The organism is Acinetobacter sp. ACNIH1, assembly GCF_002934695.1.
GTDB classification, from domain to species: domain Bacteria; phylum Pseudomonadota; class Gammaproteobacteria; order Pseudomonadales; family Moraxellaceae; genus Acinetobacter; species Acinetobacter variabilis.
Genome location: NZ_CP026420.1, coordinates 3,235,554 through 3,261,218 on the forward strand (window position 1 = coordinate 3,235,554; position 25,665 = coordinate 3,261,218).

Below are 25,665 nucleotides of genomic sequence, written 5' to 3' on the forward strand. Positions count from 1 at the left end.
CGTGTAGACAAAATGCTAATGAATTCACAGCCTGATTTCAGTTATTGAAGAGAAAGGGTAAAAGATATATTTCTATACTGTGAACATCTCAAACTTATACGGATTCATAAATAGGTCATTTTTGGAACACTTCAAGCTTCTTTGTAAGGAGCCGGCTACAAAAAAATATGACAGAAATGTCATAAAAATGAAATAAAACCGTCATAATCTGGGGCAAACTTCCAGAACTGCTGTACTGGGAACTGTCTAGTAAAAGGTTTTGTACTTATGACCATCGAGATTCTGATGGTAGTTGGCTTCTGTCTGGCCGCCTATTCCATCGTGGGGAATGATGTTCCGCAAACATTAGGAACATTTATTTCATCGAACTCACATCGCCCATGGTGGGTACTCTGGATTTACATCAGTACTATTCTGGTTGTGGTGTTAATTTATGGCTGGTTTGCCTCTGGAGTAGGGGATGCTTCTTATGGACGTCTGGAAACCATTCCTTTTCCTGAAGATGGGGTCACCTGGCTATATGTGGTACCACCCCTTTTACTGATCATTTTGACCAAATATGGTATTCCGGTGAGTACTACTTTCTTGGTGCTCACGATCTTCTCCCCGAGCAGTCTGGGTTCCATGCTGACCAAGTCAATGATGGGCTACGCCGTCGCTTTCTTTGTGGCGATTGTGATCTATCGTCTGGTCATGAAAAAACTCGCGGTCTATTTCAGTGAAACCCGTGATCAGCAACACTCCCCAATGTGGATGGCCTTGCAATGGTTATCTACGGCATTTCTGTGGAGCCAGTGGCTAATCCAGGATCTGGCCAATATCTTTGTGTATGTGCCGCGTCAGGTGCCGTTTGAGTTCCTGATCTTTGCCATTTCTGTCTTTGTCATCCTGCTGGGCATGATTCTTTACCAACGTGGTGGAGCTATCCAGAATATTGTCGATACCAAGACTGGGGTCACCGATGTCCGTTCTGCTACGATTATCGACTTTATCTATGCGCTGATTCTGCTGGTGTTCAAAGAGTGGAGTAACATCCCGATGAGTACCACTTGGGTATTCTTGGGGTTACTGGCTGGTCGTGAATTTGCGATTTCGATGCTGGTGACCGAAGTCAATAAACACCGTACTTCACGGAATGTCAGCAAAGATGCGATGAAACTGATGTTTGGCCTAGCCATTAGTGTGTTCTTGGCGACGACTTTGCCTTGGTTCTATCACACGATTTCAGGTTAATGTTTTTGCATGTATAAATGAAAAAAGCGAGCATCAAGCTCGCTTTTTTATGGCTTTAAAAAATTGTTATCTAAAGCAGACGAGAAAATTTAAACCACAAAACGTTGCGGAGCATCCAGATTCAGCAAGGTGGTATAAATCTGATCTGCATGCTCACAGACAATCAGTTTAGCCCGATGCTGGGGCGGCAAGAATCCTTCCTGCACGGCAAGATCAAGCTGGGCAATCAGTGGATTATAAAAACCATTGACGTTATACAGCATCATCGGTTTTTGATGCTGATTTAGCTGACCCCAGGTCGCAATTTCCAGAATTTCTTCAAAAGTGCCCAAACCACCCGGCAAGGCGACAAAGGCACAGGCCCGGTCTGCCATCATGGCTTTACGCTGATGCATGCTGGTGACAATATGCAGTTCTGTGAGTTGAGGATGAGCAATCTCATAATCCAGCATAAATTCCGGAATCACCCCCACCGCTTCACCACCATGCTGAATCATGGTGTCTGCCACCTGACCCATCAGACCAATACTGGCGCCGCCATAGACCAGACCAAAACCATGTTCGGCCAGACCTTGAGAAAGTTGAATCGCTTTTTCAAGATAAATCGGTTTGTTGCCGGCACGAGAGCCACAGTATAAAGCCACTAGCGGGCGTGTTGTTTTTGGGGAGTTATCATTAAAATAATCGGTCATTTTCATTACACTTTGCATTTATTTTTTTCACCTTATCATTTTTTTATCTACTTACTATAACTTAGTTAACAAATATGACAATTCCATGAGTCGGCCTCATTTTAGGACAAAATCTTTCATTCAAATTCATCCATAATCCCGGATGAAAACAGGTGAATTTCATGCTGTTCTTGATATACTGAAAGTCTGTCTTACTACAATAGAACTCACATGGGTAGTCGAAGTTGGCGCTTTAATTTAATAAAACGTCACATTATCAAGTCTTTAATTCAAGTCGGGTATCAACCTGTATCTCATCATGCAAATACTTGCCTTTCTCCTCGGTTAGAGGAGCAGATGCGATGATTTTTGAATGGATGTCAGATCCCTCTGCCTGGATTGGCTTACTCACACTGATTGTTCTTGAAATTGTACTCGGGATCGATAACCTGGTCTTTATTGCAATTCTGGCGGAAAAACTTCCACCCGAACAGCGTAATGCGGCGCGTATTACCGGTCTGGGCTTAGCCCTGTTAATGCGACTGGTGTTACTGGCATCGATTGCCTGGGTCGTAACGCTTACCGAACCGCTATTCCATATCTTTGAGCATCCATTTTCAGGACGCGACCTGATCTTATTATTCGGTGGTGTATTCCTGCTGTTTAAAGGCACCATGGAATTGCATGAGCGTCTGGAAGCCAAACCTGTGACCAAGGAAGAAAATCCGGTTCAGGCGGTGTTCTGGATGGTGATTGTGCAGATCGTGGTACTGGACGCCGTGTTCTCGCTCGATAGTGTGATTACTGCGGTTGGCATGGTTAAAGACCTGTCTGTGATGATGATCGCGGTGATTATCGCAGTCGGTATCATGTTGTGGGCTTCTAAAGCCCTCATGGATTTTGTCAACAAACACCCGACAGTAGTGATTCTCTGTCTGGGCTTCCTGATGATGATTGGTTTTTCGCTAGTGGTTGAAGGCTTCGGTTTCCATATTCCAAAAGGCTATCTATATGCCGCGATTGGTTTCTCGGTAATTGTCGAGTTCATTAACCAGACCATGAAACGCAATCAGGAAAAAATGGTCACCACGACTGATATGCGTTACCGTACTGCGTCTGCCGTAATGCGTATGCTGGGCGGGAAACCGGCTCAGGACAATGATTCTTCTGAGCCGGAAGACGTACTGGCGACCCGTGCCTTTGCTGATGAAGTCTTTGATGACGACGAAAGTGGGGTCTACCATAGCGTCATGGTGCAGGGCGTACTAGGTCTATCAGAACGTCCGGTAAAATCGGTGATGACACCACGTCCTGAACTGGAATGGATTGATCTGGAAGATGATCATGCCAGCATCAAAGAGCAGTTATTGCATATGAGTCATTCACGTTTGATTGTGGCGCGTGGTGAACTGGACAATATTGCTGGGGTCGTGCTAACCCATAAAGTCCTGAATGAATATATCGAAACAGGTATTTTGGACTTCGAAAAACATCTGCGTGAACCAGTGATTGTGCATGAAAATGCTCAGGTCTTGATGGTCATGGATCAGCTACGTCAGGCACCGCTACAAATGGCCCTGGTATTGAATGAATATGGTTCCATTGAAGGTGTAGCGACACCGATTGATGTATTGGAAGCGATTGCCGGTGAATTCCCGGATGAAGATCAGCTAGAAGCAGCCGTAGAGAGCCTGGAAGATGGCAGCCTGATTTTGGATGGTTCAACCGATATTCGCCATGTGTCACTGCTTCTGGATCGTGATCTGGTCAATGAAACGGAAGAATATTCAACTTTGTCGGGTTATATCCTGTTCCATCTGGGACGCTTGCCGGAAAATGGCGAAAAGCTCGAAGCAGATGATTATATCTTTGAGGTGGTTACTATGGACGGCCACAAGATTGATAAGGTGCATATTATTGCCCCAGCGAACCGGAAAGACTAATTCAACGCCCGAAGGGCAAAGCTAAAATTTTGCTAAAATAGCCCGCATTGTCGGGCTATTTTTTATGGAATCAATATGTCAGAAGCATGTCCATGTGGACGAGGTGAATACGCAAGCTGTTGCCAGCCACTACATCAGGGCCAGCAATTGGCTCAAAGCGCCGAGCAATTAATGCGCTCGCGTTATAGTGCCTTTGCCAAGCATGAAATTGATTATATCCAGCAGACTACCGCCCGTGGACAGCAACAGGCTTTGGACATGGCAGCCATTGCTGAATGGAGCCAAAGCAATCAATGGCTGAAGCTGGAAATCGTGCAGGCGAATGAAAAACTGGACAAGACTCATGCGCTGGTCGAGTTCAAAGCACATTATCACGATGGCAAGCAGGCCCAGATTCATCATGAAATTTCACATTTTGTGAAGTTCGAGAATCGCTGGTACTTTCTGGATCCAACGACAGATCAACAGCTTACAATGAAACAGCCGTGCATCTGTGGCTCTGGGAAAAAATTTAAGCAATGTTGTGCGCATTTTTTATAATTTTCACATAGATTTAGCTTAGAATAGCCGCCATCTCAAAGCCTCAGATGGAAGCAGGGCGATGTTACTGACCGTCATCTATATTATTGCAATTACCGCTGAAGCCATGACCGGAGCCTTGTCTGCCGGTCGGCGTAGTATGGACTGGTTCGGGGTTACGATTATTGCCTGTGTCACGGCGCTCGGTGGTGGCTCGGTACGTGATGTACTGCTTGGCCATTATCCCTTGACCTGGGTCAAACACCCGGAATATCTGGTGCTGACCTGTTGTGCCGCCTTTATCACCATTCTGATTGCCAAATGGATGCGCCATTTACGCAATATCTTCCTGGTACTGGATGCCTTGGGCCTGATTGGCTTTACCATCATTGGCTGCCAGATTGCGCTAGAGATGGGCCATGGCTTTGTAGTCAGTGCGGTTGCTGGAGTTCTGACCGGAGTATCGGGCGGTATTTTACGTGACATTTTATGTAATGATGTGCCTTTAGTCTTCCGCCGTGAACTGTATGCCAGTATTTCCTTTGTGGCGGTCATTTTCTACTGGCTCTGCAGCAATTTCGGTCTGTCACTCGAACTGACCATTATTTCCACCCTGATTTTTGGCTTTAGCTTGCGTCTGATTGCAATCTATTTCGGTCTGGAAATGCCGAAGTTTATCTATAAGGATGATGACGAACAGTCCGCTTCATCCAAAGACGAATCTTGATATGAATTATGGTAACTGCGGGAGGGAAAACTTCCCGCAGGCGTACGTATTCGTAGTATAAAAAAATAAAAAATCAAACCTCCTGTTGGGACAGCAGCATCTCCCTTTTCACCTGATCAGAGATTTTTGTTATGGATTTAGTTTCTCGGATACAGCGCTTGCCGATCGGCAAGTTCCACTACACTCTTTTATGGGTGATTGGTCTTGGATGGATGTTTGATGCCATGGATACGGGATTGATTTCCTTTATTCTGGCGAAAATGGCTGAAGACTGGCAGATGACCGCTGACCAGAAAAGCTGGGTGGTTTCGATCGGTTTTATCGGTATGGCGATCGGGGCGATTTTCTCAGGTGGACTGGCAGATCGCTGGGGACGTAAAACGGTATTTGCCAGTACGCTGGTGATTTATAGTCTGGCGACTGCTGCCTGTGCCTTTGCGCCGAATCTGACCTGGTTACTGGTATTCCGTTTTATTGTCGGTCTGGGATTAGGGGGGCAGTTGCCGGTTGCGGTGACGCTGGTCAGTGAATATATCCCGGCACGGGTACGTGGTCGTTTCATTGTGCTGCTGGAAAGTTTCTGGGGCTTGGGCTGGTTGGTGGCTGCACTGGTGTCACGTTTTGTGATTCCTGATTTTGGCTGGCAAGCTGCATTCATGATTGGCGGGATACCGGCACTGTATGCCATCGTAATCTGGAAACTGGTGCCTGAGTCGGTGCCGTATCTGATCAATCGTGGCCGGGTAGATGAAGCGCAGGCTCTGGTCAAAAAGATTGAGCGCAAATGCGGCGTCGAAGTCATGGAAATCTTTGAAGTTAAACCCGTGGCTGCCAAGCAGAATATCTCGTTTACCCAGCTCTGGAGTGGTATTTTTGCCCGCCGCACCTTGATGCTGTGGCTAATCTGGTTTGGGATCGTTTTCTCCTACTATGGTATTTTTACCTGGTTACCAAGCCTTCTGGTCAAGGAAGGCTATACCATCGTGCAGTCTTTTGAATACGTCCTAGTTATGATTCTGGCGCAATTGCCGGGTTATATTGCGGCAGCATGGCTGGTCGAAAAACTCGGTCGTAAGGCAACTTTAGCTGGCTTTATTGGCATGTGTGCCATCTCTGCTTATTTCTTTGGCCAGTCTGGTAGTGTCACCGAGATCATGATCTGGGGTTGTCTGATGTCCTTCTTTAATCTGGGGGCATGGGGCGTTCTTTATACCTATACACCAGAACAGTATCCAACCAATATCCGTGCTTTTGGTTCAGGCTGGGCCGGTGCAATTGGCCGTATTGGCGGGATTGCTGCACCTTTTGCCGTAACCCATTTGATGGGGATGCCAAATGGTTTCAGTTACGTCTTTACCATGTTTACTGCGGTGCTGATTGCAGTGGCTATAGTCATTTTAGTCCTGGGTGAAGAGACCAAGGGCAAGACGCTAGAATCCATGGGTTTATAAGGTTGGTGATTTTTTAGTTGCTCAGCTGCTATAAAGTGGATATTTTTAGCCCATAAGACACGATTTGTCGCGCTGTGTAGTTTACTGCCCTTGTGCAGCACACAGCCGCGACTTAGCATAAGAAACATTGATACAAAAACGAATTTTAGGATTATAGGTTGTTATGACAAGCCTTGCGCATCATGCGACAGAAAACCGTTCCGTAGCCGAATTTACCGAACAAGCTTATTTAAATTATGCCATGTACGTGATCATGGATCGTGCATTGCCACATATCAGTGACGGTTTGAAACCGGTACAGCGCCGTATTGTCTATGCCATGAGTGAACTGGGACTGAAATGGACCAGCAAACCGAAAAAATCGGCACGTACTGTCGGGGATGTACTGGGTAAATACCATCCACATGGTGACTCGGCTTGTTATGAAGCCATGGTCCTGATGGCGCAGCCATTCAGTTATCGCTATCCATTTATTGAAGGACAGGGCAACTGGGGGTCACCGGATGATCCTAAATCCTTTGCAGCGATGCGTTATACTGAAGCCAAGCTATCGCAATATAGTGAACTGCTTTTATCCGAACTAGGACAGGGTACCTGTGACTGGCAGGATAACTTTGATGGTTCGATGAAAGAACCGATCAACTTGCCGGCACGTGTTCCCAATATCCTGCTAAATGGTACCACCGGGATTGCTGTGGGGATGGCGACCGATATTCCGCCGCACAACTTGCGCGAAGTGGTGAAAGGTACTATCGCCCTGATCCGTAATCCGAACCTGACCGATGCCAAAATGGCAGAATACATTCCGGGACCGGATTTACCGACCAAAGCAGAAATCATCACCCCACCATCAGAGCTGCTTAAAATTCAGACGACAGGTCGTGGCAGCTATCGCATGCGTGCGGTATATACCATTGATAAAAATGAAATCGTGATTACCGAATTGCCGTATCAGGTATCCGGTTCAAAAATCATCAGCCAGATTGCAGATCAAATGCAGGCAAAAAAGCTGCCATTGGTCACTGATGTTCGTGATGAATCGGATCATGAGAATCCAACACGTTTAGTGGTGGTACTGCGTTCGAACCGTATTGATGCGGAAGCGGTAATGAGCCACCTATTTGCGACCACTGATCTCGAATCCAGCTATCGCGTCAATATGAACATGATTGGCGCGGATGGCCGTCCACAAGTGAAATCGATTCGTCGTATTCTGCTGGAATGGATCGAAATCCGTAAGACTACTGTTACTCGCCGTCTGCAATATCATCTGAACAAGATCGAAAAACGCCTGCATATTCTCGGCGGTTTGATCATTGCTTACCTAAATATTGATGAAGTGATTCGGATTATTCGTGAGGAAGATCAGCCTAAACCGGTGTTGATGGAACGGTTCGGTATTGATGAGATTCAGGCCGAAGCCATTTTAGAACTCAAGCTGCGTCATCTGGCCAAACTCGAAGAAATGGAACTGCGCCGCGAACAGGAAGAGCTGGAAGCCAAAGCTGCGGTGATTCGTGAACAGTTGGCGAATCCTGAGTCTTTAAAAACCTTGATCATCAATGAATTAAAAGAAGATGCCAAGAAATTTGGGGATGATCGCCGTTCTCCAATCGTACAACGTGCCGAAGCCGCTGCAATTGATGAAACTGAAATGCTGCCAGCGGATCCTGTAACGGTCGTATTGTCTGAAGCGGGCTGGATTCGCTGTGCCAAAGGGCATGAGGTGGATGCTGAAAATCTGAATTTCCGTGTGGGCGATCAGTATCTCAGTCATGCCCAAGGTAAGTCTAATCAACGCGTCTATGTATTAGACGATAGTGGTCGTAGCTATGGTTTGCCAATCAATAGCCTGCCATCGGCACGAGGACTTGGTGAACCATTGAGTTCAAAACTGTCTCCGGCAAGTGGGGTAGGCTTCAAGCAGGTGTTGGTCGCTGAAGATGATGCGGAAATCTTGGCAGTCAGCAGTAAAGGTTATGGATTTAAAACCCAGGCCAAGCAGCTGGATACCAATGCCAAAGCTGGTAAGGCTTTCCTGAACCTATCTGAAGGTGCACAGGTCATGAACCTGCAACCGCTGGAAGACGCAACTCATGTTGCACTACTCAGTTCAGCTGGCCGTCTACTGGTTGTTGATCTGTCGGAATTACCTGTACTCAATAAAGGTAAAGGTAATAAATTGATACAACTTGAAAATAAAGATCAAATTTTATCCATGACAATATTGAAACTTGATGAAATAATTCAAGTGCTTGCAGGACAGCAACAATTAAAACTTAAAGGGGATGACCTGCAAAAATATATTGGGAAACGAGGCTCTAAAGGAACCCTGTTACCACGTGGATATCAAAAAGCAAATAAACTGTTGATTCAAAGATAATACTAGCATCCATGAATCGAAATACGTTATATATGAGTAACGATTCGACAAATGGATGCAATGTTGCACATATACAAGTCTAAAAAATGACGTGCAGCATTGAAAAAAACAGTTGAACTACTAAGGATTATGATTGGAGAGATTGGCATTATGGAAAAGATTTGGTTCGCTGAATACCAAAAAACAGGGATTCCAGAAACTGTAGAATTACCAGCAGAAAATACATCTCTGGTTGATATTTTTGAACGCAATTTCCAAAAATTTGGCTCACGTGATGCCTTTATCTTTATGGATAAGACTTTAACGTTCAATGAGTTGGAAGAAGCTAGTCGTAAATTCGCAGCATATTTGCAAAGTTTGGGTCTGGCAAAAGGCACACGTGTTGCCGTAATGATGCCAAACGTTCTTCAGTATCCGGTCGTAGCATTGGGGGTGTTCCGCGCTGGTTTAGTACTGGTGAATGTAAATCCACTGTATACATCACGTGAGCTTGAGCATCAATTAAAAGATTCTGGCGCTGAAGTTCTGGTCATTATTGAGAACTTTGCAAGCGTTTATCAGTCAATTATTGGCAAAACACCTGTGAAGCACGTCGTGGTTGCTTCTGTGGGTGACATGCTGGGTGCTTTAAAAGGTACTTTGGTGAACTTTGTATTACGTTCAGTACGTAAGCAGATTCCGGCATGGGATATTCCAGGTCACATCAAGTTCAATGCAGCCCTGAATAAAGTTAACCCAAGCAACTATAAACGCCCTGAATTGACTTTGAGTGATACTGCTGTACTTCAGTACACAGGTGGTACTACTGGTGTTTCTAAAGGTGCTGAACTGACCCATCGTAACCTGGTTGCTAACCTGTTGCAGTGTGACGGTATCTTCCAGAGCAAATTCGGTGCGCAAGATGGCCAGCCAGATGACCGTATTTTCTGTGCTTTACCGCTTTATCACATCTTTGCTTTCATGGTCTGTGCACTTTACGGCATGTATAAAGGTCAGGCGAACGTTCTGATTCCTAACCCGCGTGATCTGCCTGCGGTGATGAAAGAATTACGTAAATACCAGCCAACATTCTTCCCTGCTGTGAACACGCTGTTTAATGCGCTTGTAAACAACGAAGAGTTCAAGCAACTGGATCATAGCCGTTTAAAAATGGCGATGGGCGGTGGTATGGCTGTTCTGCCTTCTACTGCAGAAGCTTGGAAGAAAATTACTGGCACTAACATCATTGAAGGTTATGGCCTGTCTGAAACTTCTCCAGTAGCAACTGCGAACCCGCCAGCATCTGAAGCATTTAGCGGTACGATTGGTATTCCGTTACCTTTGACTGAAGTTGCAATTCTGGATGATGACGGTAATGAGGTTGCACTCGGTGAGCAGGGTGAAATCTCAATCCGTGGTCCTCAAGTGATGAAAGGCTATTGGAACCGTCCGGATGAAACCGATAAAGTGATGGTAAATGGCTTCTTCCGTACCGGTGATATCGGTGTTATGGATTCACGTGGTTACATCAAAATCGTTGACCGTAAGAAAGACATGATTCTGGTCTCTGGCTTCAACGTTTATCCTTCAGAAATTGAAGAAGTCGTTGCGAAACATCCAAAGGTACTGGAAGTGGCTGCAATTGGTGTACCAGATGAAAAATCAGGTGAAGTGCCAAAATTGTTTGTTGTGAAGAAAGATCCTTCATTGACGACTGAAGAAGTTCTGGCATTTGCGAAAGAAAACCTGACCGGTTATAAACGCCCACGTTATGTGGAATTTATGGACGAGTTACCGAAATCTAACGTAGGCAAAATCCTGCGTAAAGACCTACGTAAGTCTGCATAAATCCTGCAATTAAAAAAAGCACCTAAGGGCGCTTTTTTTAATTCTCTTTTTTCATTAGCCAGCGGTCGAAGTAAGGACGTCCTACACCGATCACACCCAAAAAAATAAACATGGTACCAAACTGGCGGTTAAATCCTCTCAAATTAAAACTGCCATAACTGAGAATATTATCTATCAGGCAATAAATGATGATTGCGACCACCCAGTGCCAGATCGGCATGCGTTTGATGCCCACGGCATAGAAGGCAATCCATAAGATAGCAAAGGTAAAGAGGGGAGACCAGATATTCATATTGGCACAAATGACCGCCATCAGAAATGCCACAATCGGCAATACGATTTTTAATACGCGATCCACTTGACGTTGATGCTGGCGCTGTTTCTCGAGGACATCGAACATTTCATTTTGATCAGGGCTGACCATAGTGAATCCTTAATCATTTATAAAAACACTCTATTTAACAAAATTTATTCACGAAACGCCATGCTATGATAGACATAAAAATTCTCAAGAGAAAAATCAGATGCATAGCATTAGTGGGGTTATCTATCTCATTTTGGCAGCTTGTCTTTTACCTTATGTTTTTACCTTGATTGCGAAAAAATCGGCAGGGTTTCGTGCAAAAGACAATCAGAATCCGCGGGCATTTTTAGAAAAGTCTACAGGCCTGGCCAGTCGCGCCAATGCCGCTCAGCAAAATAGCTTTGAAAGCTTACCGCTCTTTATCGCCTCGATTCTGATGGCAGAATATATGGTCGTTTCACAAAGTCTGGTCATGACCTTTGGGATTGCCTATCTGGTTTTTCGGGTCATCTATGGGATTTGTTATCTGGCGAACTGGTCGACATTACGTTCAATTGTCTGGCTGTTATCTTTATTATGTCCAATAACCTTACTGCTGTTAATTATCAAGATCTCTTAAGCCAAAAATAAAGCAGTTTGAGATATTTACAGTTCGATATTTTAAAATCAAAAAAAATCTGTAAAAACCGTTATAATTGTCGCGGTTTTTAAAAGATATAACTTGTTAAAGAGTGATGCTATGAGCTACAGCAATATCCCAGCGGGTAAAGATGCGCCAAACGACATCTATGTCATTATCGAAATTCCTGCAAATGCAGCACCAATCAAATATGAAATCGATAAAGATTCTGATGCATTATTTGTAGACCGTTTCATGGGTACAGCAATGTTCTACCCAGCAAACTATGGTTATGTACCAAATACACTTTCTCTAGATGGTGACCCTCTAGACGTATTGGTGGTAACTCCACATCCAGTAGAGCCAGGTTCAGTCATTCGTTGCCGTCCCGTCGGTAAACTGAACATGGAAGATGACGGTGGTGTTGATGCGAAACTGGTTGCAGTTCCACACGACAAACTGACTCCGATCTACAAAGATGTTCAGGAATATACTGATCTTCCTCCATTACTGATCAGCCAAATCGAACACTTCTTCCAGCACTACAAAGACTTGGAACCAGGTAAATGGGTTAAGTTAAGTGGTTGGGAAGGTGCTGATGTTGCTAAACAAGAAGTACTTAGCTCAATTGCAGCTTATGCAGAAGCAAATAAATAATTCATTTGCTTTTCAGTTTAAGTCTTTAACTTTTTAAAGCTTAAACAAAAAAACCTGCACATTGTGCAGGTTTTTTATTATGGCTTGAAATCCGGGTGAATTAGAATAATTTCACAGGAATGTCTAACCAGATACGCCATTCGTTGGTGTCACCAATGTATCGATCAGCTTGATAATCATCGCTTGCACGGTAGTAAGAGTGACGTAAACGCAAGCTCGCATCTTTAGCAAAACCAGATTGAACAGTATATTTCACCTGGTTAAAGAATTCACGTTCTTGTGCATCGCTAGTTACTAACTGAGAACGATCTGGATTACCTGCTACATCAATATCCCAACCATATACAAATGCTGAAGTCCAAGATAGACCAGGAACATTTACGGCACCAAAGTCAAATGTGTATTGAAGTTGTGCTGATTTTTCATTATTGCCAATGAAGTCAGACAGGTATGAGTTTGGTAGATAAATCGTTTGATGACCATCACCTACACCGCGACCCAAACCATAGTCATAGCCTGTGTTACCAGTATTTTGTTGGTAAGCCACCATGATATTGTGCGGACCAGTATTGTAAGTGGTAGAAATAGCCCAAATATTGTTGCTTAAGTTGCTTAAGTCATTTGTGGTATGAGAATAAGTATATGCACCACCGTCAGCTTTTTTATCCCACTCAGTATGATAGCCACTGAAATCGTGAGTTAAAGTGCCGCCATTGGCTACTGCATAGCTATAGTTCGCATTCACATAATGACGGTCTAAACGGTCTTTAATATCTGTACCGTAGTAAGAAGCGTTTAGAGCATCACTAAATTTATATTTCGCGCCCCAAACAACAGCACGATCAAGCTCGTTACCATCAGAGTCGATTTGGTCTGAATATTGGTTTTTAGTAAATTTACCAGCTGTTAATGACAGGTTATCAATTTCATTGCTAGTCACTAATACGCCTTCAAAGTATTCAGGAACGAGACGTGCAGTATTTGATGCCAATACAGGAAGATCTAAAACTTGGGTACCATATACAGCAGTGGTATTAGATACACGAGCTTTCACATAAGCGCCGCCACGAGCCCAATGATCATAAGTATCGCCAGCACCTTTAACGTACTCACCTTTAGCATTGAAACCGTTTTCACGAGGAATCATGCCATTACCGGCATTTTTGTTGTTTCCTAGTTTGAAAGAAGCATCACCGATGATCCCGGCACCAAAGCCGACTACACCTTGAGTAAAGCCAGAATCCAGTTTCACAATTGCAGTCTGTGCAGCTGAACTTGTATCTGCTACGCCATTTTTCTTATCACGAGATAAATAACCAGTACGGAAAAGTACAGATCCTTCTGCGTCTTCTACAAAACCTTTAGACTCACTCTGCTCGCTAGCAAAAGCGGTTGAGATCAATGCAGCCTGAATCAAAACTGCCAATGTTAATTTTTTTGTGTTTTGCATTGGGAGAGAGCCTTATACAAATTGATGGAAATTTTTAGGAATTGTATAAGATTCGCTGAATAAATGTCATTTTTATTTACGATGTTCCACTAAAGTCGAGGGATTTTTTTAATCTAAAGTGAATAATGGTAAGAGATCTAACAGTCTAAATCCTGACCATACAGTAAAAAACAAATAAAAACAAAGATATTTTTTAAATCTAAATTCTCTGAGGGGTATGACTCATGAGTGCATCAATAATATTTAAAATTAAAGTTCTTAGAATGAAAAAGTTGAGTGTTCAAAATCTTCATTTTCTGTATCAGACTCTTCATTAATAATTTCTTAAAAGTGAGAATTGATTATAAATTATTGAATTTTAATATATAAATATTTAATTTAAATGTTTATAAATCCAAAAATGCGCATAAATTTACGAATAATAAAAAGTCATTCTATGAGAGTCACTTTTTGTTGCTTAGCACTATTTTGAACTTTTTAATCCAGAAATTTCTGAGTTTGAGCAAGAATCAAAAACTCGAATAGAGCAATCTGCTTCTTTACCTTTTATTTCTGCACCTTTTTTTAGCACAAAATTTAATCAATGCAAAAATAGTTTCAAAATGGCGCAACTTGTAAATGATTATGTATAGGGCCGAAAAGAGAAAGTAAATCTTTGAAAAAGAGCTAATGGTAAAAAAAATCTATTAAAGTCCTTTTTTAAAAAAATTAAATATAATTTAAAAACAAAAACATAGATATTAATTTTATTTTTATTTATCAGATTTCAGTTGTTTTATTCCAGATTGGCATAGCTCTTGCAAATTTCGAACTTGAGTTTAATCAATATCATAAAAACGTCTCAGACGATCTGGGGGGGAGTCATACAATGAAATCAACATTAAAAGTATTATCTTTTGCTTTACTAGGTGCTGCATCTTCTTTCACTTTCGCGGATGAACCAGCTGCTGAACATTCAGTTTCTGGAAATATCAGTGTACTTTCAAGCTATAACCTACGTGGGATTACTAATGCACCTGAAAATAGCGGAGCTACTTTACAAGGTGGGCTTGACTATAATCATGCCTCTGGCTTCTATGCTGGTTGGTGGGGTTCTACCTTAGATTATTCTTTGGTTGAGGAAGGCCGTGATGCTTTTGAAAATAATTTCTATGCAGGCTACAGCCATTCAGTAAATGATGATTTGGGTTTAACAATTGGTACGACTTACTACTATTATTATGAATCTGATGAAGAAACGAATGGATTTGAGCTGTTATTAGGTCTGAGCTATAAAGATTTAGGCATTACAGCACAAACCCTTCTTGAAGATACGACTTGGGGGAATGCAGGGGATACTTATATCAAAGGTACTTATAGCTACGCACTGCCTAATGACTTTAGCTTAGACACCGCTTTAGGTTTATATGCTTATGAAAAGTCAGGTGACTATGTAGAAGAGACCAGTGAAAGCTTTGGTTTCCGTCATTTTGATATCGGTTTAAGTAAACCTCTTGCAGATACTGGGGTTACTGCAAGCATCAATTACATCATCGGTGGTTATGATCGTATGGATGTGAAACAAAAGAACAAAGTAGTATTCGGATTAGGTTATAGCTTCTAATTTTTGTCTTGTCCTGAAATAGATTGACAGTATTCCACTTCAAACCGAGTTAAGCAATTAGCTCGGTTTTAGTTTGCTCATACGTCTGATTCGGGGTGTTCATATTTAAACTTAAATGTGGTCTATAGCAATTATAAATCATGATAGATTCCGCAATTAAGTGATCTAACTCTTTCATGGTTTGACATCGTGTAGTTAAAAACTCCTGCTTTAATATTCCATTAATCCGCTCTGCTAATGCATTCTGGTAACAGTCTCCTCCATCTGTCATAGAAGGACATACCCCATAATGGCGTAATGCCGATTGATATAGTTCAGAGCAATACTGAGAGCCTCTGTCTGAATGGTGAATCATCCTGGCTGCCCGATCTGTCACATGCTGCATCGCCATATGTAGTGCCTGCACAACATTCTCTGCACGCATATCATTCGATAACTTATAACCTTTAATCTGGCGGGTATAAGCATCTGTCACTAAGGATAAATAATGTACGCCTTCAGCACTCTCAACATAGGTAATATCACTGACAAAGACTTCATTGGCTTGCACCGCTGAATAATCCTTTAATAAATTTGGATGCTTCTTCATCCAATGCTTGCTATCCGTAGTTTTTGTATAACGACGCTTGGGGCGAATCAATAAATTATTTTCTTTCAATATTTTAAATAACTGATCCCGTCCACACTTTAAACCACGCTGCAACAATTTGCCTTTAATAAGCCAATACAGCTTACGTGTTCCGATACTTGGCATGAGACAGCGATACTCCATAACCAACTCGAGTATTTGTTCTGTTACTTGTGCAGTCATTTGAGCACGTTTTTCTGCTTGATAATAAGCTTGTCGAGTGATTCCTAACCACTGACAATAACGTGAAACGCTTAGTCTTCTTTGGCTTTGCCAATCTTTGAAACGTGCTCGGTATACTTTTTTCCAAGATCAGTCCCACACTCTTTATCAATGTGATAAATCACATCCTGTATAAATTCAGTTTTGAGCTTTTCTGCGGCTAACTGTTTTTCTAATTGGCGGATTCGTTGTTGGGGTGTCAATTGGCGTTTAGAAGAAGTCGGCATATTCGAAGTCCAATCCTGTTGTCCGTGCTTGCGTAACCATACCAGCACAGTTGATCTTCCTTGAATACCATATTTTGCCTGAGCTTGTTTATAAGTAATTTGCCCTTTTTCTACTTCATGTACCACCATCATTTTAAAGGCGAAGCTATAATCACGTTGTGTGCGCTTAACTCGTTGTTCTCGTGCATGTTCCATAAAATAAGTCTCTTAAGGTGTAAACTTATTTCAGGACGGGACATTTCTCTAAATAAAAAAGGCGACTTTAGGTCGCCTTTTTTATTGTTTAAATGTGCTGCCCGCGATAAGACAAGGCTTCCGATAAATGCCCAGTCTGAATATCTGGACTTTGGTTAAGATCGGCAATGGTTCGGGCAACACGCAAAATCCGATGATAGCCTCGTGCTGATAAATTCAGTTTCTGCTGAGCCAGTTCAATCATTTTCTGAGCTGGTGGATCGAGAGGGGCGTATTGTTCTAGTTGCTTTGGACTAAGACTCATGTTCAAGACATTTTGCCGTTCGATCTGAATGTTATAGGCGGTGATCACACGCTGTCTGACCGTTTCAGAGTTTTCGACGGGTTTATTGTCCTGTAATTCCTGTGCCTGTAAAGGTGGTACGTCAATATGCAGGTCAATCCGATCCAGTAATGGGCCAGAAATTCGGTTCTGATAACGTTTGATGCTCTCCGCTGAACATTGACAGCGGATGTCCTGATTAAATGCATAACCGCATGGACAGGGATTCATGGCTGCCACCAGCTGAAAATTGGCTGGAAAGGTAATTTGCCGGGAAGCACGCGAAATCACAATTTCTTTGGACTCAAGCGGCTGACGTAATACTTCTAAAACCTTGCGGTCAAACTCAGGCAGTTCGTCCAAAAATAAAACGCCCAAATGTGCCAGTGTGATCTCTCCGGGTTTAGGATGTGAGCCACCGCCGACCAGTGCAATGGCAGAGGCAGTATGATGCGGTGCCCGAAATGGCCGCTGGCCAAAAGGATGATTGGCATTGGCAATCGAATAGATACTGGCAACTTCCAGATTTTCCTGAGTATTTAAGGGAGGCAAAATACTGGCGAGGCGCGATGCTAACAAGGTTTTACCTGTACCAGGTGGCCCGCGGAACAGCAGGGAATGACCACCCGCGGCTGCAATTTCCAAGGCACGTCTCGGTCGCAATTGTCCTTTCACATCCGCCAGATCAAATTTATAAAAAGAGTGCTGATCTAATGGACTGGTCTTAAACGGGGTTAAGGTTTCTGCTTGAGCCAGATGTGCACAGACTTCCTGTAAATGATTGGCGGCAAATACCTGAAAATCTGGGAGCTGAGAGGCTTCCTGAGCATTCGGACTAGGCAAGATCAGTTGATGCTGTGCCTGCTGGCAGGCGATTGCAATACTCAGGATTCCTGTTACAGGCCGCAATTGACCATCTAAGGCCAGTTCACCAATAAATTCAAGGTTATCTGTGCAATTTTCTGGAAGCTGTCCTGAGGCTACTAAAATTCCTAGCGCAATCGGTAAGTCCAAACGTGAGCCGTCTTTAGGTAGATCGGCAGGTGCCAGATTAATGGTCAAGCGTTTGGTCGGAAACTGAAAGCCGCTATTCAGAATGGCTGAGCGAACCCGGTCCTTACTTTCCCTGACTGCGGCTTCAGGAAGCCCCACAATGGTGAGGGAAGGCATGCCAGAACTGACATGAACTTCGACTTCAATTAAAGGTGCGTGCAGGCCTAACAGGCCTCGCGTATAAATTTTGGCAAAAGACATATTGTTGTTCCAATATAGTGCATTATTTTTATTGTTCTCGTGTCTTTTGTGCACTGTGGTTGTGCTTATTTTTTAATCGAGATTTTTTCTTCTAGCTCTTCGACTTGTTTTAGTAACTCATTTAAACGCTGATTGGCATTATTTAGGGCAGTGCGTTGACGTTCGAGCTCTTCTTTAGACACTAAATCCATTTTGCTAACGGCTTCATTGAGCAGGGCACGCAGGTTATGTTCCAGGTCCTTTTTAGGCTGTTCAACTTGCTGCAAAATTGCTTGTAACAGGGTTTCAATCATAATCCGATCCATCGCCATATAAATGCGCGGACAGTGTAGCATTGCTGCAAGAGTGACTTACAGTATTTCAGATAAAATATAGGCTGCTTCGATTAGTAATATTGTAAAAATCCACATAAAAAATATCCAATTTGTGCAGATTCCAATACGTTATAAGTATAAAATAAAAGAGCAAGAAACATCGTGCCGGGCTTTCTAATTTCCCCCGACCTTAGGAATCTTGGCATGAAATTTGAACATAAAACCTTACTGGTGAAATAAGCCGAAGGAAAACAAACATGAAGCTCGTAACTGCAATTGTAAAACCTTTCAAATTGGATGATGTGCGTGAAGCATTATCTGAAATTGGTGTTCAAGGCATCACTGTGACTGAAGTCAAAGGCTTTGGTCGTCAAAAAGGCCATACTGAACTTTATCGTGGTGCTGAATACGTTGTAGATTTCCTACCGAAAGTCAAAATTGAAATCGCAATCAGCGACGAAATGGTTGATTCGGTAATTGAATCAATTACTCGTGTTGCAAGCACTGGCAAAATCGGTGACGGAAAAATTTTCGTAACTAACTTAGAACAAGTCATCCGTATTCGTACCGGTGAAACAGGTGCAGACGCTGTTTAATTTGGCACGAAGTTTGCTGAGTACCTAATAACTCACAAAAAACATGGTTGGGGGATACGAATGAAAAAAATGCTAATGGCGTTCGGCTTGTCCAGCGCTCTTTTAGGTGGTTCTGTTGCGTGGGCTGAAGAGGCCGTAACAGCACCAACACCTACTGAAGAAGTCGCACTTGTTGCAGAGACTGGTGATACTTCACTTACAACAACAGACACAACTACAGCAGAGATTGCTGAAGTGGCGCCAGCTGAACCAGCAGCGCCTGCAGGAGAAGAAGCTACTCTCGATACTGGCGATACAGCCTGGATTCTCACTTCAACAGCCCTTGTATTACTGATGACCATTCCAGGTTTAGCCCTGTTCTATGGCGGTATGGTCCGTAAGAAAAATGTGCTGGCAACAATGGCACACAGCTTTGTTGCTGCAGCCGTAGTCAGTATTGCTTGGGTCGTGATTGGCTATACTTTGGCCTTTGGTGAAGGAAATGCCTTTATCGGCAGTCTGGACAAGCTCATGCTGGCTGGAATAACTACCGATGCGCTATCCGGCACAATTCCTGAAATCCTGTTCGTGATCTTCCAAATGACCTTTGCCATCATTACGGTTGCCATCATCAGCGGTTCGATTGCAGAGCGTATGAAGTTTGGTGCTTTTGTGGCATTCATTGCACTCTGGGTAATTCTGGTTTATGCGCCAATTACTCACTGGGTATGGGGTGGCGGCTGGTTAGGCAACGATGGTGCGCTTGACTTTGCTGGTGGTACAGTCGTTCACATCAACTCAGGTGTAGCGGGTCTGGTTGCAGCCTACATGCTAGGTAAACGTATGGGCTTGGGCCGTGAATCAATGGCGCCACATAACCTGACTTTAACTGTAGTCGGTGCAAGCTTACTTTGGGTAGGCTGGTTCGGCTTCAACGGTGGTTCAGCATTGGGTGCGAATGGTTCTGCAGGTTATGCGCTGATCGTAACTCAAGTTGCAGCAGCGGCAGCAGCAATCTCTTGGTTAATTACTGAAAAAGTAGTACGTGGCAAAGCCTCTGTATTAGGTGGCGCTTCTGGTGCGGTAGCAGGTCTGGTGGTGATTACTCCAGCAGCTGGTTTCGTTACTGTCGGTGGTGCACTAGCAATGGGTCTGATCGGTGGTGTGGTATGTTTCTGGGGTATTACTGCTCTGAAACGTGTACTGAAAGCCGACGATTCTCTGGATGCCTTTGGCCTGCATGGTGTAGGTGGTATCGTAGGTGCGATTCTGACAGCATTCTTTGCAAGCGAATTCATCATGGGTGATGCTGCTCCAGCAAATGTAATGAGCCAACTTTGGGTTCAAGTTGAAGGTGTACTTGCAACCATCGCTTACTCTGCAGTATTAACTTTTGTGATTCTTAAAGTGATCGATCTGATCATCGGTATTCGTGTTTCTTCTGATGATGAACGTATGGGTCTGGACTTGAGTCAACATGGCGAACGCGTAGAATAATCTGCTAAAACAATAATCAATATATTGTGTAAAACAGCCCATATGGGCTGTTTTTTTTCTATATGTTGCGTAAAACTCTACAAAGTTTGGAATTTTTGCTACACTCGGAAATCATCAGGATTTGTTCAATTAAACCGCTATGCATTGCCCATTTTGCAATACACCAGACAGTAAAGTGATTGATTCACGCCTGGCCGCTGAAGGTTGCCAGATTCGCCGCCGTCGTGAATGCGTCAGTTGTAATGAACGCTTTACCACCTTTGAAAGTTATGAAGTGGTGATGCCGCGTGTCATCAAATCTGATGGCAAAAATGAACCCTTTGATGAAGCCAAATTACGCCGTTCACTGATGCATGCCTTGCAGAAACGTCCTGTGACGCAAGAACAGATTGAAACGGTGCTCAGTGATATTCAATTACAGATTCGCCGTTTGGGTGAACGTGATGTGAAATCACGTACCATCGGTGAAATAGTCATGCAATCTCTATTTGCACTTGATCATGTCGCTTATGTCCGTTTTGCTTCAGTCTATCAGGACTTCCAGGATGTCGAAGCCTTTCGTCGTCAGATTGAACAAATGCAGCAACGCGGTGAGTTTCAAGAATAAGCATGACTGAACTCACTCAAGATCAAATCTGGATGCGCCGTGCCATCGAACTGGCACGTCAGGGACAGTACTCGACCAAACCCAACCCGAATGTCGGCTGTGTCATTGTCAAAGATGGCGTAGTCGTGGGTGAAGGTTTTCATCCCAAAGCAGGTCAACCGCATGCGGAAGTTTTTGCCATGCGTCAGGCGGGTGAACAGGCACGTGGAGCAACGGCTTATGTCACTCTGGAGCCGTGCGCACATTATGGTCGTACACCGCCGTGTGCCAAAGGTCTGGTTGAAGCAGGCTTAGCCAAAGTGATGGTGGCTTGTCCTGATCCGAATCCACTGGTCGCTGGAAAAGGCGTGCAGATCCTGAAAGATGCCGGTATTGAAGTGAAAGTTGGCATCTGTGAAGATGAAGCGCATCCACTGAATTATGGCTTCTTGAAAGCGATGGCGACTGGGATGCCTTATGTACGTGTGAAAATTGCATCGAGTTTAGATGGTCGTACAGCCATGGCTTCGGGTGAATCGAAATGGATTACTGGTATAGAGGCTCGGCAAGATGTCCAGCACTGGCGTGCGATTTCTGGTGGGGTGATTACCGGGATTGAAACGGTATTGGCCGATGATTGCCAACTCAATGTCCGTAGTCTGAATGGCATTGATGACATCAGCAGGATTGTTCAGCCAAAACGGATTATTCTGGATCGCCAAGGTCGCTTGCCACTCACTTCCAAGATTTTGGAACAACCAGAAACTATGATGGTAATGGGACCTTATCGTCAGGAACTGGCCGATCTCGGTGTGATCCAGCTTGAGATTCAGCCTTTAAAAGAATTATTACAGTACCTGGTTCAGCAGCATCAGATTTATGACGTGCTGGTTGAGGCAGGAGCGACCTTATCTACCGTATTTTTACAGGCAGGACTGGTGGATGAACTCATCAGTTATGTTGCACCGACTCTATTGGGGCAAACTGCGCGTAGTATGTTCAATGCAGAATTTAGCCGAATGGCAGAACAACTTCGATTCAAGTTGCAAGACGTGACCCGTTTGGGTGACGACGTGCGCTTCAGGTTAATTCCTTCTCAAGAGACACTATGAATTCAGAGTCTACGGTTTATCACAAACGCCGCCATGCGGCACGTACTACCGATGAATATCTTTTCCATCAGTTGGTTCCTTATTTGGGGAACAAACGCCGTTTACTACATTTAATTCTGGAAGCACTTGAGAGCACGGGAACCTTAAAACGCGAAGATGGCCGTGCGCCTATTTTTGCCGATTTCTTTGCCGGTTCCGGTGTAGTATCACGTTTGGCACGTCAAAATGGCTATCGTGTCATTGCCAATGACTGGGAACCGTATAGCCATGCGCTGAATCATGCCGTTCTGGCTTGCACTGATGCACCTGCATTTAAAGAGCTGGGTGGCTATCAGAAAGCGATCGACTATCTAAACCGTCTGCCTGAAGTCAAAGGTTGGGTGACGCATAACCTGTGTCCGCGTAATGATGAAATCTATGATCCGACCCGAGACCGTTTGTTCTTCAAACGCCGTAACGGCATGCGTATTGATGCGATTCGTCAGCAGATTGCCACCTGGCAAGCCCAAGGTGCGATCGATGACGTGGAAATGAGTGCCTTGTTGGCACCGCTGCTCTATTCAGCCAGTTTTGTCAGCAATACTTCAGGGGTATTTAAAAGTTTCCATCATGGTTGGGGCGGTAAGACCCAAACTGCACTTGAACGTATTGAATCCTTGCTCTGGTTAACGCCAAGCCGTTTCTGTGAAGATGCCAAGCATCAAGGACCTGCCGCAGAAATGTGGTGTGTGGATGCCCAACACTTAGCCAATCAGATGAGTGGTTTTGAAGTCGATGTAGCTTATCTGGATCCACCGTATAACCAGCACGCCTATAGCAGTAACTACCATGTATTGAATGCTTTAACACTCTGGGATCAGGTGGATCTGCCTACGCCAGACACTAAAGGCTTCAAGAGCGGAATTGACCGTGCATGGCGTAAAGAACGTCCAAGTCAGTACAACTCGTCCAAGCATGCCAAAGAAGCCTATGAAACTTTGTTAGCGACCATTAATGCGCGTTTTATCCTGACCAGTTATTCGACCGATGGTAATATCAGTGCCACAGATTTGTTGCAGGCCAACCTGAAACGTGGCCGTGTAACCTTGCTCACTCAGGATGTGCCACGTTATCGTGTCAGCAAACAGCGCCAGTCTGAACGTGCACGCGTACTAGAATTTATTGTAATTACCGACACGCATGCCAAGTCAGGTCCACCAATTCGTCAGTTACTGAGCCAGTTGCATCATTATGCCGAGCTGGGTGGTGTGGATACGACCGGGGTGAGTACCCAATTGGCCTTGTGGTAAGCGCAGAGAAAAAGGAAATAAAGATGTTTACAGGTATTATTGAAAGTCTGGGCAAGGTCGAGAGCCTGCAAAGCGTTGGTGGTGATGTGCGTTTACGCATCCAGACGGATCTGGATATGTCCGATGTACATCTAGGTGATTCGATTGCCACCAATGGCATCTGTCTGACCGTAATTGACTGGGGCGAGAACTGGTATGCTGCAGATGTATCACGTGAAAGCCTGGACCGGACTACACTGGCTAACTGGAAAGTCGGCCAACCTGTAAATGTCGAAAAGGCAATGCTGCCAACTACACGTTTTGGCGGACATATTGTCTCTGGCCACGTGGATGCGGTAGGTGAAATTACGGTAGTACGTTCCGATGCCCGTTCCATCTACTTTGAAGTGACTGCACCAAAAGAAATTGCCAAATATCTGGCAGAGAAGGGCTCTATAACAGTAGATGGTATCAGTCTGACCATCAATCACTTACGTGGAAATATCCTTAGTCTGAATCTGATTCCACATACGGCAGAACGGACCAATATTAGTACCTGGAAGTTAGGCACAAAAGTCAATCTGGAAGTAGATGTACTGGCACGTTATATCGAGCGTTTATTGCTTGGTGAAAAGGCCGCAGAAACTACAGAACAGTCTAAAATCAGCATGGAATTCTTAGCCGAAAATGGTTTTTTGAAATAAATCCGCTGAGCAATTACCAGACAATCTAATTGAAAAATTAGACTGTTTTTTTATTTTTCGGGATAATACGTAGCTCAACTCGCGATTTTAGCCCCAGTGGACAGGTCGAATGCTCGATTTTTTACTTCATCTTGAACAGTCTTTACCATTATTGCTGGAGCAGTATGGGGTATGGATCTATGCAATTTTGTTCCTGGTGATTTTTGCGGAAACAGGTTCGCCGTTTTTCTTCTTTTTGCCAGGTGACAGTTTGTTGATTGCTGTCGGTGCGCTGTGTTCCAGCTCTGACCTGATTACCTTGCACTCCATGGGTTTATTGCTGCTGATTGCTTCGATCTTGGGCTATACCGTGAATTATTATTCGGGCAGGGTGCTCGGATTAAAGTATTTCAATGAGCATTCACGGTTTTTCAAACCCGAATATATGGTCAAAACCAATCATTATTTTATGAAACACGGTGGCAAGACAATCTTAATTGCGCGTTTTATTCCCTTTGTACGTTCCTTCGGCCCTTTTGCGGCAGGTTCTGGCCATATGAGCTTTGCGACTTTCAGTTTCTATAATGTGACTGGGGGAATTCTCTGGATCAGCACTTTGCTAGGGGCGGGCTATCTGCTTGGCAATACCGCATTTTTACTGGCTGACTTGTTTTAATTTTAAAGTAGATTTTAACTAGATAGAATAAGTTTAAATAAGGCAAGCAAGCGCTAAGGCTGAAAAATAAAAAGACTCTTTCAGCCAACTGACCATCAACTTTACTCAGCCAGATCAGAATTTTTCAGAATATAGTCAATTTCTTCCTTGGCTGCAGCGCGTAATTTCTCACGCAGTGCATTGACGGTTTGTTCAATCACAGTTTCTGCTTCGAGTTCCAGACGTAACCGTAAGCTTTCTAGCTCAGACAAAATCTGGGTATCGTTGATATCTAAGCGACCTTTGGCAAAGTCGAACACCTGATCCGGATTTTTCTGATAACGCGCGGCATAATCCTGAACTTCAGTATCCAGCATATGACGCATTTCAGCCAGCTTCTGGGTTTGCTCGGCAAATTTTCGCTCTTCATCACGGCGTAGCTGTTCAGCATAAGCCTGTTCTTCAGCGCGTTTTTCGGCTAAGGCTTTTTCGAGTGCCCGTTGTCTGCGAATGCGTGCTTCTTCAATCAGTTCAGCCTTGCGCTGTGCATACGCTGCTTCAATCTTACGCTCAGACTCTTTCTGTAACTGCTGGTCACGGACGAGCCATTCTTCTATAGCAGTTTCAGGCTTAAGTACTTCACAGATGCGCGAGAGGTCATCGATAAAGGTCTGACGTACAGCCTCAGGCGTGTTTAACCAGCGCTGTTTAAAATCTGGACCTACATTTAATGCCACTTG

Annotated in this window: 24 protein-coding genes; 17 read left to right on the top strand and 7 right to left on the bottom strand. The window is 44.0% G+C overall.

The window, feature by feature from the left end; genetic code table 11:
* The first annotated feature begins 267 nt into the window (after positions 1-267).
* Positions 268-1,233 carry a hypothetical protein gene (locus tag C3F22_RS15735; protein ID WP_034169797.1) on the top strand — a complete coding sequence of 322 codons (966 nt, stop codon included), beginning with the start codon at positions 268-270 and terminating at the stop codon, positions 1,231-1,233.
* 89 nt (positions 1,234-1,322) lie between these two features.
* On the opposite strand, the gene C3F22_RS15740 is transcribed toward C3F22_RS15735, so the two are convergent.
* Positions 1,323-1,943: a TIGR00730 family Rossman fold protein gene (locus tag C3F22_RS15740; RefSeq protein WP_004787380.1), complete on the bottom strand. Its 621-nt coding sequence runs from the start codon at positions 1,941-1,943 to the stop codon at positions 1,323-1,325.
* Between the two features lie 323 nt (positions 1,944-2,266).
* On the opposite strand from C3F22_RS15740, the gene C3F22_RS15745 reads away from it, so the two are divergent.
* The 6 genes from C3F22_RS15745 (at position 2,267) to C3F22_RS15770 (ending at position 10,754) form a co-directional block, all read left to right on the top strand.
* A complete protein-coding gene (locus C3F22_RS15745) occupies positions 2,267-3,847 on the top strand; it encodes a TerC family protein (protein ID WP_104426943.1) in 1,581 nt (526 codons plus the stop codon).
* Between the two features lie 75 nt (positions 3,848-3,922).
* The gene (locus C3F22_RS15750) at positions 3,923-4,387 is read left to right on the top strand and encodes a YchJ family protein (RefSeq protein ID WP_104426944.1); all 465 of its coding nucleotides are present in this window, start codon (positions 3,923-3,925) and stop codon (positions 4,385-4,387) included.
* 61 nt (positions 4,388-4,448) lie between these two features.
* A complete protein-coding gene (locus C3F22_RS15755; RefSeq protein ID WP_104426945.1) occupies positions 4,449-5,093 on the top strand; it encodes a trimeric intracellular cation channel family protein in 645 nt (214 codons plus the stop codon).
* A 131-nt stretch (positions 5,094-5,224) separates the two neighbouring features.
* Positions 5,225-6,544: an MFS transporter gene (locus C3F22_RS15760; RefSeq protein WP_104426946.1), complete on the top strand. Its 1,320-nt coding sequence runs from the start codon at positions 5,225-5,227 to the stop codon at positions 6,542-6,544.
* Between the two features lie 163 nt (positions 6,545-6,707).
* The gene (gene parC, locus C3F22_RS15765; RefSeq protein WP_104426947.1) at positions 6,708-8,927 is read left to right on the top strand and encodes a DNA topoisomerase IV subunit A; all 2,220 of its coding nucleotides are present in this window, start codon (positions 6,708-6,710) and stop codon (positions 8,925-8,927) included.
* A gap of 150 nt (positions 8,928-9,077) precedes the next feature.
* Positions 9,078-10,754, top strand: a complete 1,677-nt coding sequence (locus C3F22_RS15770; RefSeq protein ID WP_005233446.1) for a long-chain-fatty-acid--CoA ligase — start codon at positions 9,078-9,080, stop codon at positions 10,752-10,754.
* Positions 10,755-10,791: 37 nt separating this feature from the next.
* Here the strand turns inward: C3F22_RS15770 and C3F22_RS15775 are convergent, their stop codons facing one another.
* Positions 10,792-11,178 carry a hypothetical protein gene (locus C3F22_RS15775; RefSeq protein WP_004787363.1) on the bottom strand — a complete coding sequence of 129 codons (387 nt, stop codon included), beginning with the start codon at positions 11,176-11,178 and terminating at the stop codon, positions 10,792-10,794.
* A gap of 100 nt (positions 11,179-11,278) precedes the next feature.
* On the opposite strand from C3F22_RS15775, the gene C3F22_RS15780 reads away from it, so the two are divergent.
* Positions 11,279-11,677: an MAPEG family protein gene (locus C3F22_RS15780; protein WP_004787362.1), complete on the top strand. Its 399-nt coding sequence runs from the start codon at positions 11,279-11,281 to the stop codon at positions 11,675-11,677.
* 120 nt (positions 11,678-11,797) lie between these two features.
* A complete protein-coding gene (ppa, locus tag C3F22_RS15785) occupies positions 11,798-12,334 on the top strand; it encodes an inorganic diphosphatase (protein WP_005233448.1) in 537 nt (178 codons plus the stop codon).
* Between the two features lie 100 nt (positions 12,335-12,434).
* Here the strand turns inward: ppa and C3F22_RS15790 are convergent, their stop codons facing one another.
* Positions 12,435-13,784, bottom strand: coding sequence for an OprD family outer membrane porin (locus C3F22_RS15790; RefSeq protein WP_004787358.1), 1,350 nt, complete (start codon positions 13,782-13,784; stop codon positions 12,435-12,437).
* A gap of 868 nt (positions 13,785-14,652) precedes the next feature.
* On the opposite strand from C3F22_RS15790, the gene C3F22_RS15795 reads away from it, so the two are divergent.
* A complete protein-coding gene (locus C3F22_RS15795) occupies positions 14,653-15,387 on the top strand; it encodes a TorF family putative porin (RefSeq protein ID WP_004787356.1) in 735 nt (244 codons plus the stop codon).
* 49 nt (positions 15,388-15,436) lie between these two features.
* Here C3F22_RS15795 and C3F22_RS15800 read toward each other — a convergent pair.
* The 3 genes from C3F22_RS15800 to C3F22_RS15810 form a co-directional block, all read right to left on the bottom strand.
* A protein-coding gene (locus C3F22_RS15800; RefSeq protein ID WP_104425744.1) for an IS3 family transposase occupies positions 15,437-16,659 on the bottom strand; the annotation gives its coding sequence in 2 pieces (ribosomal slippage) (positions 15,437-16,323 and positions 16,323-16,659; 1,224 coding nt in all).
* An 88-nt stretch (positions 16,660-16,747) separates the two neighbouring features.
* Entirely contained in the window at positions 16,748-18,235 is a 1,488-nt protein-coding gene (locus tag C3F22_RS15805; protein WP_104426948.1) for a YifB family Mg chelatase-like AAA ATPase, read from the bottom strand.
* Between the two features lie 65 nt (positions 18,236-18,300).
* Positions 18,301-18,528 carry an accessory factor UbiK family protein gene (locus C3F22_RS15810; RefSeq protein WP_004787313.1) on the bottom strand — a complete coding sequence of 76 codons (228 nt, stop codon included), beginning with the start codon at positions 18,526-18,528 and terminating at the stop codon, positions 18,301-18,303.
* 278 nt (positions 18,529-18,806) lie between these two features.
* Here C3F22_RS15810 and glnK point away from each other — a divergent pair, with 278 nt between their 5' ends.
* From glnK to C3F22_RS15845, 7 genes are all read left to right on the top strand, one after another.
* Entirely contained in the window at positions 18,807-19,145 is a 339-nt protein-coding gene (gene glnK, locus C3F22_RS15815; protein WP_004650081.1) for a P-II family nitrogen regulator, read from the top strand.
* 60 nt (positions 19,146-19,205) lie between these two features.
* On the top strand, positions 19,206-20,621 hold the full coding sequence (locus C3F22_RS15820) for an ammonium transporter (protein WP_104426949.1): 1,416 nt from the start codon (positions 19,206-19,208) through the stop codon (positions 20,619-20,621).
* 139 nt (positions 20,622-20,760) lie between these two features.
* Complete coding sequence (gene nrdR / locus C3F22_RS15825; protein WP_004787309.1) at positions 20,761-21,228, top strand: transcriptional regulator NrdR; 468 nt, start codon at positions 20,761-20,763, stop codon at positions 21,226-21,228.
* Positions 21,229-21,230: 2 nt separating this feature from the next.
* Positions 21,231-22,319: a bifunctional diaminohydroxyphosphoribosylaminopyrimidine deaminase/5-amino-6-(5-phosphoribosylamino)uracil reductase RibD gene (ribD, locus tag C3F22_RS15830; RefSeq protein ID WP_104426950.1), complete on the top strand. Its 1,089-nt coding sequence runs from the start codon at positions 21,231-21,233 to the stop codon at positions 22,317-22,319.
* A complete protein-coding gene (locus C3F22_RS15835; protein WP_004787305.1) occupies positions 22,316-23,608 on the top strand; it encodes a DNA adenine methylase in 1,293 nt (430 codons plus the stop codon). Before ribD ends, C3F22_RS15835 begins: the two co-directional genes overlap by 4 nt.
* Positions 23,609-23,631: 23 nt before the next feature.
* Entirely contained in the window at positions 23,632-24,291 is a 660-nt protein-coding gene (locus C3F22_RS15840; RefSeq protein WP_004787303.1) for a riboflavin synthase, read from the top strand.
* A gap of 109 nt (positions 24,292-24,400) precedes the next feature.
* Positions 24,401-24,946: a VTT domain-containing protein gene (locus tag C3F22_RS15845; RefSeq protein ID WP_004787301.1), complete on the top strand. Its 546-nt coding sequence runs from the start codon at positions 24,401-24,403 to the stop codon at positions 24,944-24,946.
* A 101-nt stretch (positions 24,947-25,047) separates the two neighbouring features.
* On the opposite strand, the gene C3F22_RS15850 is transcribed toward C3F22_RS15845, so the two are convergent.
* Positions 25,048-25,662: a hypothetical protein gene (locus C3F22_RS15850; protein ID WP_004787299.1), complete on the bottom strand. Its 615-nt coding sequence runs from the start codon at positions 25,660-25,662 to the stop codon at positions 25,048-25,050.
* Positions 25,663-25,665: the final 3 nt, after the last annotated feature.